The 13,194-nt window shown below is 52.9% G+C and carries 14 protein-coding genes; 11 read left to right on the top strand and 3 right to left on the bottom strand.

From position 1 onward, the window contains the following. Nucleotides 1–226: 226 nt before the first annotated feature. Nucleotides 227–685 (bottom strand): ATP synthase subunit I, encoded by a 459-nt coding sequence (locus AC5L4R_RS02685; RefSeq protein WP_494472266.1) that lies wholly within the window; start codon nt 683–685, stop codon nt 227–229. A gap of 243 nt (nt 686–928) precedes the next feature. Here AC5L4R_RS02685 and AC5L4R_RS02680 point away from each other — a divergent pair, with 243 nt between their 5' ends. The 4 genes from AC5L4R_RS02680 (at nt 929) to gluQRS (ending at nt 3,996) form a co-directional block, all read left to right on the top strand. After that, complete coding sequence (locus AC5L4R_RS02680) at nt 929–1,474, top strand: transcriptional repressor (protein ID WP_494472265.1); 546 nt, start codon at nt 929–931, stop codon at nt 1,472–1,474. A 10-nt stretch (nt 1,475–1,484) separates the two neighbouring features. Continuing rightward, complete coding sequence (locus AC5L4R_RS02675) at nt 1,485–2,327, top strand: metallophosphoesterase (RefSeq protein WP_494472264.1); 843 nt, start codon at nt 1,485–1,487, stop codon at nt 2,325–2,327. Nucleotides 2,328–2,606: 279 nt separating this feature from the next. Continuing rightward, nucleotides 2,607–3,044: an RNA polymerase-binding protein DksA gene (gene dksA / locus AC5L4R_RS02670; RefSeq protein WP_494472263.1), complete on the top strand. Its 438-nt coding sequence runs from the start codon at nt 2,607–2,609 to the stop codon at nt 3,042–3,044. Then, a complete protein-coding gene (gene gluQRS, locus AC5L4R_RS02665; RefSeq protein WP_494472262.1) occupies nt 3,037–3,996 on the top strand; it encodes a tRNA glutamyl-Q(34) synthetase GluQRS in 960 nt (319 codons plus the stop codon). The genes dksA and gluQRS overlap by 8 nt, the downstream gene beginning before the upstream one ends. Before the next feature lie 19 nt (nt 3,997–4,015). Here the strand turns inward: gluQRS and ftsW are convergent, their stop codons facing one another. Together ftsW and murD are read right to left on the bottom strand one after the other, a co-directional pair. Further along, on the bottom strand, nt 4,016–5,203 hold the full coding sequence (gene ftsW / locus AC5L4R_RS02660; RefSeq protein WP_494472261.1) for a putative lipid II flippase FtsW: 1,188 nt from the start codon (nt 5,201–5,203) through the stop codon (nt 4,016–4,018). 57 nt (nt 5,204–5,260) lie between these two features. Then, complete coding sequence (gene murD / locus AC5L4R_RS02655) at nt 5,261–6,700, bottom strand: UDP-N-acetylmuramoyl-L-alanine--D-glutamate ligase (protein ID WP_494472260.1); 1,440 nt, start codon at nt 6,698–6,700, stop codon at nt 5,261–5,263. A 278-nt stretch (nt 6,701–6,978) separates the two neighbouring features. Here murD and AC5L4R_RS02650 point away from each other — a divergent pair, with 278 nt between their 5' ends. The 7 genes from AC5L4R_RS02650 (at nt 6,979) to AC5L4R_RS02620 (ending at nt 13,156) form a co-directional block, all read left to right on the top strand. After that, nucleotides 6,979–7,317 (top strand): P-II family nitrogen regulator, encoded by a 339-nt coding sequence (locus AC5L4R_RS02650; protein ID WP_494472259.1) that lies wholly within the window; start codon nt 6,979–6,981, stop codon nt 7,315–7,317. A 251-nt stretch (nt 7,318–7,568) separates the two neighbouring features. Beyond that, nucleotides 7,569–8,900 carry an ammonium transporter gene (locus AC5L4R_RS02645; protein ID WP_494472336.1) on the top strand — a complete coding sequence of 444 codons (1,332 nt, stop codon included), beginning with the start codon at nt 7,569–7,571 and terminating at the stop codon, nt 8,898–8,900. A gap of 21 nt (nt 8,901–8,921) precedes the next feature. Next, the gene (locus AC5L4R_RS02640) at nt 8,922–10,031 is read left to right on the top strand and encodes an ATP-grasp domain-containing protein (protein ID WP_494472258.1); all 1,110 of its coding nucleotides are present in this window, start codon (nt 8,922–8,924) and stop codon (nt 10,029–10,031) included. Nucleotides 10,032–10,070: 39 nt separating this feature from the next. After that, nucleotides 10,071–11,282 carry a phosphoribosyltransferase domain-containing protein gene (locus tag AC5L4R_RS02635; RefSeq protein ID WP_494472257.1) on the top strand — a complete coding sequence of 404 codons (1,212 nt, stop codon included), beginning with the start codon at nt 10,071–10,073 and terminating at the stop codon, nt 11,280–11,282. Next, nucleotides 11,234–12,112 carry a hypothetical protein gene (locus AC5L4R_RS02630; RefSeq protein WP_494472256.1) on the top strand — a complete coding sequence of 293 codons (879 nt, stop codon included), beginning with the start codon at nt 11,234–11,236 and terminating at the stop codon, nt 12,110–12,112. Before AC5L4R_RS02635 ends, AC5L4R_RS02630 begins: the two co-directional genes overlap by 49 nt. Before the next feature lie 144 nt (nt 12,113–12,256). Then, nucleotides 12,257–12,673 carry a MarR family winged helix-turn-helix transcriptional regulator gene (locus tag AC5L4R_RS02625; protein WP_494472255.1) on the top strand — a complete coding sequence of 139 codons (417 nt, stop codon included), beginning with the start codon at nt 12,257–12,259 and terminating at the stop codon, nt 12,671–12,673. Nucleotides 12,674–12,724: 51 nt separating this feature from the next. Beyond that, nucleotides 12,725–13,156 (top strand): organic hydroperoxide resistance protein, encoded by a 432-nt coding sequence (locus AC5L4R_RS02620; RefSeq protein WP_494472254.1) that lies wholly within the window; start codon nt 12,725–12,727, stop codon nt 13,154–13,156. Nucleotides 13,157–13,194: the final 38 nt, after the last annotated feature.

Raw genomic sequence — 13,194 nt, 5'->3', positions numbered from 1 at the left:
ACGTCATCGGCTTGGTCTGTCAAGAAGCGTCACCGCAACCGCAAATTTGTATAAACCGTATATCTAAAATTCGCCCTATATTAGCTAACTGTTAGCTTTTTGTAAAGCCTTAAATGACGGATATTTGCGTTTTTTTTGCCTGTGGCAGCTTGGGTTACGGTGGAGTTGATGGGTTGTGTGGGTTTAATACAAACTGTGGGCTTAAACCTTGTCATAGGCCAAACCATCAGCGCGGCAAAACCTTGGTATGGCTTAAGCGCAAATAATTGATTTGTAGCACAATAAATCCTACCAGCACCCATAACGCTGCCAACGGGCGCAACTGACTAAACACAACGGCAAACCCCAACAGCGTGACCAACCACTTGACCATTTGCGCCAAATACAGCCGATGGACGATTTGTTTGCGCAAGCGCGCGCCTGTGTGCCGCCATGCGATTTTGGCAAAAATCCACTGCCCAAGCCACGCCACGCCGCCGCCTGCCAGCAAGTTTTTGGCATACCGCCACGTTTGGGCGGTGGCTGTGGGTGGCAAGTTGCGCGTTTGTGTGTCTGTTAGGGTATGTGCCAACGCCATATCCGCCAATGCTCCCAGCGCGGTGAGCGCCAACAGTGTCCACAGTTGCGCGCGCAGCACGGCGGCAATGTTGATGGCAGGGCTAAGTTTGGCAGGTTGGGTCATCATTGGCGCAACGCGTCTACTACCGTCTGATTGGGTTACTGTTGAATTTGGTGAGATTTAATCAGGACAGTCTGGTGTAAAATAATGAATTTGAGCAGATTTTGGGCTATGATAGGCGATTTAGTCAAGTATTTTTGCGTGATACGGGTGATTATTTGGTCCTCACCTTGGGTTTTGGTACGAGCGACGATCACGCAAGTTTTGGTATGGATTTTTTGATTTTAACGAGTTTGGCTGATATCACGGATGCCTAGCCCAGTTTTGCCCGTCACCACGCACCAAGCAGCCTGTACACCAACCACTTGTGCCAAACGCTGCACCGCGCCGTTGTCAGCTGCCCAAATTGATGCCCGGGTGGCGCAAGCATGCGTGGTCTGCCAGCAAGCAGGTGTGCGCTTTACGCCGCTGCGTGAGCAGGTGTATCGGCTGATTTTACAAACACGTGCGCCCATTGGTGCGTATGATTTGTTGGCGCAGTTGCAGACGGTTGCCGATAAACAAATTGCACCGCCGACCATCTACCGCAGTTTGGATTTTTTGTTGGCGCATGGTCTGATTCATCAGCTTAGCTCAACCAAAGCATTTTTTGCTTGTTGCCAGCCTGATGGTGAGCACACAGCGGCGTTTTTGATTTGTCAGCAATGCGGTGCGGTGCAAGAGTTTAGCGAAGCTTCTATGAATGTGCCGATAGATGCGCTGCTGCGTGAGGTGGCCGCCCAAGCAGATTTTGCCATCAAGACGCGTGTGATTGAGTTGTCGGGCCTGTGCGCCCATTGCCAGCATCTGGGTTGATGGGGTAACGATGCCAAATTTTAACCTTGCCAATGAGTCTGCCAACACTGTCTTGCCCCAACACGCGGCGGACTGGCTAAGCCTTGCCCAAATCAGCGATTTGCATTTATTGACCAACCCCGATGCGGTGTTTGCAGGCGTGTATCCTGCAAGACACTTGGCGGCGGTGTTGGCAAGGATAGCGCAGATGGGCTATGACGCGCTGCTGGCAACGGGGGATTTGTGGCAAGAACCCAGCACGGCAAATTTTGACGCGCTGTTTGCGCAGTTTGATGCGCTTGGGCTACCGTGGGCAGCGATCGCAGGCAACCACGATGTGACGCTGGAGCTTGATACGCATTTGCCGTTTGAGCAATGGCGGCGTGTGCCGATTGCGGCAGATAAGCGGCTGTTGTCGCGGCGGCTGGTACAAAGCGCGTATTGGGATTTGTTGTTTATTGATACATCCATGGCAGGCCAGACAGCAGGCTGGGTGGATGATGCCACACTGGCGTGGCTCACCGATACGCTGCGCCAAAGTACGCGCCCGTGCGTGTTGTTTGCCCATCACCCGATGCTTGCGGTGGGTACGCCGTGGATTGACCGCCAAGGCGTGCACAATGCCGACCAGTTTTGGCAGGTTGTTGCGCCATTTGCGCCACGTCTTCGGGCGATTTTTGTTGGGCATGTTCATCAAACGCAGCAAGTGATGGCGCATGATATCCCTGTGTATAGCTGCCCTGCAACCAGTGTACAGTTTACGCCTTTTGCCCATGAGTATGCCGTACAAATCACCGCGCCGCAGTATCGTTGGATTCAATTGTTTAATACAGGCACGTTGGCAACGGGGGTAAAAAAAGTGCCTATCGGTTAGCTTAACGCGTTGGTCAGTTTGGCGCGGCATTTGTCATCAAGCTGTCATTTATCGACTTTAGGCTATAGCGCGGCGATTTTTTTGGTATATTTTTGCCCTCAAAATGGCGCTGGCGATGTGCCATTGGCGCAGTTTTTGCACAGATAAAAGCTGTTTTTTGATTGAAAATTCTTATGATAACCGCCATATTGAGGCGACTTTTTTAGATTATCTGTTTAAATCATCATTTGCCCCGTCGTGAGGTGGATTGTGCGGGGCGCGTGGATTAAGGAATGCGGTATGACCAAGCCAAACAACGAGTACAATATCAATTTTAAACCGTATCAAGCCCAAGATGGCGAAGAGTACATGAACGACGCGCAGCTGGCGCATTTTCGCCAAATTTTGTTGGCATGGAAAGACAGCTTGATGGCTGAGGCAGAATCAACCAAAAGCTATATTCAAGATGAATCAACCGCCATGCCTGATATCAATGACCGCGCCACGCAAGAAGAAGAGTTTGCTTTGGCATTGCGCACGCGCGACCGTGAGCGCAAGTTGATTCGTAAAATTGATAAATCATTGGTAGAAATCGATGGCGGTGACTATGGTTTTTGCCAAACCTGTGGGGTGGAAATTGGCTTGCGCCGATTAGAAGCGCGTCCGACAGCTACCCAATGCATCGATTGCAAAACATTGTCTGAAATCAAAGAAAAACAAGCTTGGGGACATGCCTAAGCCAACACGGGCAACCCCTGCTGCATCTGATACCAAAACGCCTGTGATTGGGCGTTTTGCGCCATCGCCGACAGGCGCACTGCATCTAGGCTCGCTGCTGACCGCGGTTGCCAGTTATTGCGCGGCAAAACAAGCAGGTGGGCGCTGGCTGGTGCGCATTGAGGATTTGGATACCGACCGCTGTCGCCCCATGGACAGTGCGCAAATTTTGCGTGATTTGGCGCGGTTGGGGCTGCACTGGGATGGCGAGGTGCGCTATCAGTCCGCGCATGTTGAGACTTATCACGCGCTGTTAGATGGTGCGCTTAAGCGTCTAAGCTATGGTTGTGACTGTAGCCGCAAGTCGATTCACGCGTATCAGCACGCGCATGGCCTGTCCAAGGCGCGTTATCCACGCTGCTGCCTACACGCAGGGCATTCGCGCCAGCATGCGGTACGGCTGATTTTGCCTGACCAAACGATGGTGTTTTATGACCATTTGCAAGGCGTGATTGTCGGCAATCCGCAACGCGAACACGGTGACATCGTGGTACGCCGCCGTGCGCCAAATGCCGCGCAGGTAGGCATGATGAATTACATGCTGGCGGTGGTGGTGGACGACGCGCTGCAAGGTGTGAATCAAATCGTACGCGGCTTGGATATTTTGCCTTTGACATTGGCGCAGCTAGCGATTGCTGACTATCTTCATTTGCCGTTGGTGCGCGCGTATTATCATTTGCCGCTGGTGGTCAATGCCGATGGGCAAAAACTGTCTAAGCAAACACTGGCTGAACCCATCAGCGCCTACCCTGCCGATAAATTATTGGCGTTGGCGTTAAAATTGCTGCAACAAACACCCGTCGTGTGCGACACTCCCGAGCGTATGTTGGCGCAGGCGGTGGCACAGTGGGATAGCCGCGCGTTGGTGGGCAAACAGACCTTGGCTTGTCCACCATTGGCAGATTTATTTTGATTTTTATTTAAAATACTATTTAATAATAGCGGCATTGTGAACGCTCAATATTTGGGCTGTCTTTGATAATTCGCAGCAGCATACCCACGATAATCAAATTCACCACCATTGATGACCCACCATAACTAAAAAACGGCATGGTCAAGCCCTTGGTGGGTAGCAGCCCCATCGTCATGCCTGCATTGACGAACATCTGCCCAAAAAACAGCACCCCCACGCCAAACGCAAAGTAGCTAAGCCGACTTTGCCGCCGCTTGAGCGCTTGGTAGCTGACCGTCATCACCAGGGCAATCAGCAAAATCTCAAGGCTAAGTAAAAATGCTACCCCAACAAACCCAAGCTCCTCACCCGTGATTGCCAACAAAAAGTCAGTATGCGCCTCAGGCAGATGCGACAACTTTTGTACACTGTTGCCATAGCCCACGCCAAACCACTCACCGCGCGCAAACGCCACAATACTGCGCCCAAGCTGATAATCCGAATCCGCCAAATCATCAAACGGATCCATAAATGACATGGCGCGCTTGAGCCGATAGCCCTCACTGGCAATACCAATCACACACGCCACCAACATCGCGCCCATGATGATAAAAAACTGCCGAATCGGCAAACCGCCAACAAACGTCATCGCCGCCGTACAACCTGCAATAATCACCACCGAACCAAAATCGGGCTGCAAAATGATAAACAACGCCAAAAACGCCGCAATCAGCGTCAAACGCACAAAGCCGCGCCACTCATTGCGCAGCTCATCAGAACGGCGCACCAAATAATCGGCAGTGAACATAATCATCGCAAGCTTAGCCAGCTCAGCTGGCTGAAAATTGACCCCACCAAGCTCAATCCAACGCCGACTACCATTAATCACCGAGCCAAACAGCAGCGTGTAAATAATCGCCAATAAACACAGCCCCAACACCGACATGATAAAACCAAGCCGAAACATCTGGCGCAGCGGCATATAATACGCACCTAAACCCAGGATAAGCCCAATGCCCATATACATCAGTTGGTGGTAAAAAAAGTAAAAATCGCCCAAGTGCTTGTTGTGGGCAAACGGGATCGATGCCGATGCCACCATCAACAAGCTCATTACCATGATGGTTGCCACCGTCGTGGTCAAAAGCCCACCCAGCGACGGCAACCACCGCCGTGCTGCCTTATCACGCACCGCGTTGATGCCCTCGCCCAAACCTACATCCAACATCTTATACCCGCCAACCCAACTGCTTTTTGAAATTTTTTCACTAAACCTATGCCACAATTATGCCGAAACCAGCGCGACAAACTGCTGACCACGATCACTATAGCCGCTAAACTGGTCAAAACTTGCACAGGCAGGCGACAGCAGCAACACGCCAAGCTCAGCCAACTGCTTAGCATGCACGTTTGCATCGGCAACGGCTTGCGCCAGTGTGCCACTGTGCACCAACTGCACGCCTGCCGCATCGGGGCGGCTGCTATCGGTGATGACGTTTAGCCCTGCGCGTTGCAAATCATCACCGATTTGCCGCGCCGCCTCGCCAATCAAATACACCACGCTGGCATAATCCGCCAACGGCTGCGCAAGCGTGGCAAAATCCTGCCCCTTGCCCTGCCCCCCCAAAATCACCGCCAGTTTTTTGCCTTTGGGTGCATAGACCTTGCCAAGTCCAACAATCGCGGCGATGGTTGAGCCGATATTAGTACCTTTAGAATCATCATAACAGTTAAGCCCTGCCATCTGTCCGACAAACTGGCAACGGTGCGGCAACCCTGCAAACTGGCGCAATGTCGTCAGCATACTGCCTAGCGGCAAGCCTGCCAACTCACCCAATGCCAATGCCGCCAGTGCATTGAGCAGGTTTTGCTGCCCTTTGATGGGTAAATCGCGCTCATGCAACAGCCGCTGATGCCCACGTACCAACCAAATTTCGCCGTTGTCGTCATGTGCCAAGCCATAATTGGTGGTGCTGCTTGGCAAGTCACTGCCAAAGCTGATGCTGGTGATATCGGTGGGCGTTAGGGCAACACTGGCAGGGTCATCGCGATTGACAACAGCGGTGCGCGCACCAGCAAAAATGCGCTGCTTGGCTTGCTGGTAGTGCTGCATGTCGCCGTGGCGGTCAAGGTGGTCAGGGGAGATGTTTAGAATCGTCGCCACTTGCGCACCCAAATCACACACGGTTTGTAGCTGAAAACTCGACAGCTCAAGCACGGCCAAAGCAAGCGGTTGTGCCAACAAATCCAGCGCAGGCGTGCCCAAATTACCGCCCACACCGACGGCAAGCCCAGCATCTTGCGCCATTTGCCCAACCAATGTGGTGACAGTGCTTTTACCATTTGAGCCTGTGATGGCAACCATCGGGATATGCCGCGCTTGGCACTCGGCTTGAAACAGTTGAATGTCGCTGACGATGGGCACACCTTTGGCGCGCGCGGCATCAAACACGGGCAACCACGGGTCAATACCGGGGCTGATGATAATTCGCGCCGCCTGTACCAACAAATCGCCATCAAGCCCACCAAAGCGCGTGATGACATCATGCGGCAAGGCAGCGGCATTGCTTGGCTGGCCGCCGTCGGTGGCGGCAACGGGATAGCCGCGTTGGTGTAGGTAGTTGAGTGCAGATAAGCCCGATTTGCCCAGCCCAACGATGACCTGTAAGCCTGTCGGTTGGGTGGGATGGGCGGCGGTTGGTGGCTGGTTGGTGGCATTTGACATGGTTGTTTGCTACGGCGTGATGGTTTGGGCGAATGTTTAAAACAAAATAGTGGTTATTGCTTGGCGTGATATTGGTTGCGTGTGCCTTATCGTCAGCGGTGTGCAATCGCAAGCAAAATCCTGCCAGCGTTTGCGCTTATCATAGCATTTTTGGAAAAACTAAGATATCATCAAAACCTCAACCTTGTTGTTTAAATCCGCCAATCAGCCACACATTGCCCAAGGATTGTTTGGATTATTTGGACAAACAGCCAATCGGGTCTAGTTAGGAACAAGCCATGAAGCTAATTACCGCGATTTTAAAACCGTTTAAGCTTGACGATGTCCGTGAGGCACTGTCTGATATCGGCGTGCAGGGTGTGACGGTGACCGAAGTCAAGGGCTTTGGGCGACAAAAAGGGCACACTGAATTGTACCGCGGCGCAGAGTACGTGGTCGATTTTTTGCCCAAAATCAAGCTTGAAATTGCCGTCACAGATGAGTTGGCCGAGCTGGCGATTGAAGCCATTATGCGCGTTGCCAGTACGGGCAAAATCGGTGATGGTAAGATTTTTGTCACAAACCTTGAGCAAGTTATCCGTATCCGCACGGGTGAGACAGGCGCGAATGCGATTTGATGTTAGCCCATTTGGCGCAGGTATGCCAAAACACGGGCTGGTGTCATCAGCCTATGGGTTTTAGCCATTTAGTTTTATCAGTTTATTAAGATGAGCCTATTTAATTTATAAGGAGCGCTATCGGCAAATAAACTTAGCCAGCAACGTTTACCCCGTTTTATCAATTTTCAAGGACAGTTTAGGGGGTGGTGATGTGGTACAGTAATCAACCAGCAAGCGGTTTATCAGCCGTCTTGCAAGCGGCAACACGGATGCAGACGCGATGTTCATGTCATCACATGGTATCTAAAGCCACGGCACGGCACACAACAGGCGGCACGTTGGCAATGCTGGCGTGGTCAGTTGGCACGCCGTTGGCGCACGCTGAGGACATGGCAAAGCTTGATACGGGGGACACGGCATGGGTGCTGATATCAACGGCCTTGGTGCTGATGATGACAGTGCCAGGGTTGGCGCTGTTTTATGCTGGCATGGTGCGCAAAAAAAACATCTTGGGCACGATGGCGCATAGCCTTGGGGCGGCGGCGGTGGTGTCTGTGGTGTGGGTGGTGGCTGGTTATTCGTTGGCATTTGGTCATAGCGCTATCAATCCGTTTATTGGTGGATTGGATCAAGCGTTTTTGGCAGGCATTGGTGTGCAGGATGTCACAGGGACGATTCCAACGCTCTTGTACGTGGGTTTTCAGATGACATTTGCCATCATTGCGGTGGCGATTTTGGCAGGGTCGTTGGCTGAACGCATGAAGTTTGGCAGCTTTATGGTGTTTAGCGCGTTGTGGCTGCTGCTGGTGTACGCGCCTGTGTGCCACTGGGTGTGGGGCGGTGGCTGGCTGATGGGCGATGGCGCGATGGACTTTGCAGGCGGTACGGTGGTGCATATCAATGCAGGCATGGCAGGTCTGGTGCTGGCAAGCGTGCTGGGGCATCGGCAAGGCTATGGGCGGGTGTTTATGGCACCTGCCAATCTGACCTTGACGATGGTTGGCACGGGGCTGTTGTGGGTCGGTTGGTTTGGGTTTAATGCAGGCAGTGCCCTTGGGGCGAACGGTTTGGCGGCAAACGCGCTGTTGGTCACGCAGGTAGCGGCGGCGGCTGGTGCGCTGACGTGGTTTGGCTTAGAAAAGCTGATGCGCGCTAAGTCCTCGGTGCTTGGCGGTGCGTCGGGTGCGGTGGCAGGGCTGGTGGGTATCACGCCTGCGGCAGGGTTTGTCAGCGTTGGCGGTGCATTGTGGATAGGTATTTTGACCACCGTGGCGTGTTATTTTTCGGTGCATTATCTCAAGCGTTGGCACAAAATCGATGATACGCTGGATGCATTTGGTTTGCATGGTATTGGCGGTATCGTGGGTGCGCTTTTGACGGCCGTATTTGTCAGCCCTGCGGTCACAGGACAGCCGCTTGCAACGGGGCTTTTGCATCGGCTATGGATACAGGCGGCTGGTGTGCTGGCAACGTTGGTGTATTGCGGTGTGGTGACTTGGCTGATTGCCAAGGCGGTGCAAAAAACGCTTGGGCTGCGCCTTGATGATGAAGCCGAATATGAAGGCATGGATTTGGCCATCCATGGCGAGAAGATTGAGTGATACAGGCTAGATGTTAAAAACATGATGTCTCATATACCGCATGATTTCAACCAGTATGCCAACCGTGATTTGGCGAGCCGTGCGGCCAAAACCGCCGTGTGGCTTGCTGAGGGGCAGTCCAGCCAGCGCGATATGTTGCAAAGTTTGCAAGCGTTAAAACCGCGTTATGATTTGACCATCCTTGCCTCACACCGCCATGATCGCCCTGAGATTTTGACTTGTGCGGATATCGCCTACCGCGAGCCTGATGGCCGCCATCTTGTCAGTGAGCGCGCCTTGTTTGTGCTCAAGCACGCGCGTGCGCATGGTGTTCAGGTGCTGCTAACAGGGCGCAATAGCCGCGATTATGAGGCGCGGCGTGATGCCTTTGCGGCGGCAGGTATTCGGCTGCTGACGGGCGCAACCGATGTGGCCACGCTACAAACGCTGGATGATAAATTCGCCTTTGCGCAAGTCTGTGCCGTGCATGATATTCCCGTGGCGGCAGGGTGGCGGTTTAGCAATGTGGCTGAGCTTGAGGCGTTGTTGGCACAGCACGGGCATTTGGCGTTGTGCGTCAAGCCTGTGTCGGGGATTTTTGCACAGGGTTTTTGGCGGCTTGATACGGGGCAGGCGGATTATGACAGCTTTGCCCATCTGTATGATACCGATGCGCGTAAAATCCACGTGGGCGAGTTTGTGCGTGCGTATGCCAACAGCGCACGGCTACAACGTGAGCCACTTGCCATGCTGTTGATGCCGTATTTGACAGGGCGTGAATATTCGATTGATGTGGTGTGCGAGCGCGGCACGGTACTGGCAGCGGTGACACGGCACAAACAAGGCGCGGTGCAACACGTGGGCTATGATACCGAGGTCATGGCATTGGTCAAACGGGTGATTGGCGCGTTTGGTTGTGACGGCATCGTCAGCGTGCAAACCCGTGCCGACAGCAACGGGCAACAGCATGTGCTAGAAATCAACAGCCGCCCATCGGGTGGCATTGGCTATACGGTGCACAGCGGTGTGGACTTAACCCAGCTGGCAATGCTCTATTTTGCAGGGCTGATACCGCGCCCTGTTCTAAGCGATGTTGCCGCGCATATTGTGCCCTGTGCCGTGCGTCCGTTTTTGACCAGTGTTCAGATTTGATTGTTAAGGTTTTTTAGTGTTATTAAAAATTAAATCCGTATGTCATTAGCCTCCTTGCCTCACCCAAACGCCATCCAACATGCCAATGTTCATTTACCGCGTGGCACATTGACGCTGACTTATGCCACAACCAGCGATTACCAGTTGGCGGATTTGTTGGGGTTTGCCGAGCGTATCAACCCCAAACGCGCGTTTTTGTTTGTCTCTAAAGTCTTGGGACGGCATATTCCCGTCGCGCCTGCCAAGATGCGCCGTGCCTTTGTGGCGTTGGCGGCGCAAATCCCCGATGACTTGCCCACGCCAATCGTGGTATTTGGCATGGCAGAGACCGCCGTCGGGCTGGCAGCTGGGGTGCACAGTGCGTTGCAGGCGCGTTATCCCGATGCAATTTTGCTCAATTCGACCCGCCATGCCCAAGACGCGCCCTTGTTTGCCACATTTAGCGAAGACCACAGCCACGCCAGTCGGCATTTGGTTTACCAAAGCCGTGACCCCGACTGCCAAGCCGAGGTGCTTGCCGCCAAGACCTTAATCGTCGTCGATGATGAAGCTTCAACGGGGCAAACGTGCCAGAACGTTGTTCATGCCTTGCGTCAAGCAGGTATGCACGATTTATCTGCCGTGCATTTGGCAACCTTGGTGGATTGGTCGCTTGCTCAACCAACCACCACGCCCAATGACAGCTTGGACGGTTTGCCGCTGATTCGCCATCACCTGCTGGCAGGTAGTTGGCGGTGGAATGCCGCGCCCAATCCGCCACCGCTTGCCATGCCGCGCGTCGATACCACGGCAGCAGGCAGCCAGCCAATTTTGCCAACAGGTCAATGGGGGCGTACACCCACGCGCGATAGCCAAACGGGGTTGGCAACCTTGTGGGCGAATCTTAGCCAAAAAGTCAATCTTGCCAACTGGCAAGGCAAAAACGTGTTGGTGTTGGGTAGCAATGAATTTGTTTGGTTGCCGTTTTTGTTGGCAGAGCGTTTGGCGCATCAGCTGGCAGACACAACGGTCAAATTTGGCGCGCTCACGCGATCGCCGATTGCCGTAAGCACGCCGACCCAACCCACCGATATTCACCACGTGCTCAGCTTTGCCGATAACTATGGCTTGGGCATGACCAATTTTGTCTATAACGTCACCCCAAGCGATTGGCACGTGATTGTGTTGTGTCTTGAAACACCGCCTGATAGCGTTGATACACTGTGGCGCAGCCTAGACAACGTGGTCATCGTCAGCCCAGCCCAACCTTGATACCACATGCCATGCACAGTTTTCATTTAACGCCCGATACCATCAGCAAGCCCTACGCGCTGATGGACTTGGATGACACGCTGTTTCAGACCCTGCGCAAGCTATCACCCGACCAACGTGGCGACGACGCGCTGACCGTCGCAACGCTGGATAAGCGCGGACAGCCTTTGAGCCTGATGACCGCCAAACAGACACGGTTTTTTAACTGGTTGTATCACAGCTGCGAGCTGATACCCGTGACCGCACGCGATACCGCAGAAATCACCCGTGTGCTGCTGCCCTTTAACAGTTGGCGCATTTTGACCCACGGCGCGGTGGTGGTTGCGCCCGATGGTACGTTTGAGCCAACGTGGCAAGCGTATTTGGCAAGCGTTTTACAACCGCTACAACGTCCACTGACGGCGATTGGCGAATATCTGCAAACAGCCGATTTTAGCCAGCTGCGTGTCACACCGCATTATGAACGTTTTGGCGATGATGATTTGTGCGTGTATATCGCGGTGAAACATGTGACAAAAGACGCAGCGGCGTTGCAAGCACTTGCCACACGCTTGCCGACGCTGCTTGGTATCGCCGATTTTGCTGCAAATTGGTACATTCACCACAATGCCAACAATTTGGCGATTTTGCCCAAGGCGGTTCACAAGCGCCATGCCGTGGCGTTTTTGCAAACCACGCATTTGGACAGCACGCGCCCGTGTTTTGGTTTTGGTGACAGCTTGGCAGATGTGGATTTTTTGCGGCTACTTGACTGGTACGGCACGCCTGCGCGTGGGCAGCTGCATGGACAAATCGGTGCATGGCTTGCACACACGTTCACACGGACATGAGCCCATGTGACGTGGTTGATTGATTGTATCAAATCTTGGCTACAAAAATTTTGGCTGCAAAAATATTTTCTCAAATTAAATTGCATAAAATTTAATTTTGTCCTATAATCTTGTCATCCACCGCAGCCAATATACGATTTTGTTATGTACGAACAGCTTAAACTTGCCAACCAACTGTGTTTTCCGTTGTACAGTCTGTCAAAAGCCATCACCAACCGCTATCGCCCACTGCTACAACCGCTTGGGCTGACGTATCCGCAATATTTGGTGATGTTGGTGTTGTGGGAGGATGCTCCGCTTAGCGTCAATGACATCGGCGCACGTTTGCAGCTAGATAGCGGCACGCTCACGCCGCTGCTCAAGCGGTTGCAAAATCAGCAGCTGATTGAACGGCAGCGTGATTCCAACGATGAGCGTCGGGTGCTGATTTATTTGACCGAAGCAGGGCAAGCCTTGCAAGCGCGTGCCAAAGATGTGCCTGCCCAGATGGCGGCGTGTATCGCGGCAACGCCTGAGGACATCGCCACCTTGCGCGCACTGCTGGCGCGAGTGGTACAATGATAGGTTTAATTAATTTTATTTATTTTTTAACCAAAACATCTGGAGTATTTGATGAAAATTTTTTATAAAACCTCTGCCACCGCCACAGGCGGACGCGACGGCCACACCCAAGTTGATGATGGCTCAATCGGTTTTGACTTGGTTGGTTTTCAAAACGACAGCGGCAAAGTCGGCACTAACCCTGAGCAGCTATTTGCCATGGGCTATGCGGCGTGTTTTGACAGCGCGGTAAACCACGTCGCGCCATCTTTGGGACTCAAGCCCACCAAATCAAGCACCAACGTGGCGGTCGGTATTGGGCAAAACCCAGAAGGCGCGTTTGGCTTGGATATTGATATCAGCATCACGGTTGAAGGCCTGAGCGTGGACGATGCCAAACGCTTGATTGAAAAAGCGCATGCAGTCTGCCCATATTCTAACGCCACACGCGGGAATGTCGATGTACGCTTACACGTCAATGTCGTGCAAAGTTTTGATTTGTGATATGGTTGATGTTATGACAGCCAAAAACGCCCAAGTGA

The sequence above is a fragment of the Faucicola sp. SE7633 genome, from assembly GCF_059264685.1.
This window is presented reverse-complemented; position numbering and strand designations above follow the sequence as displayed.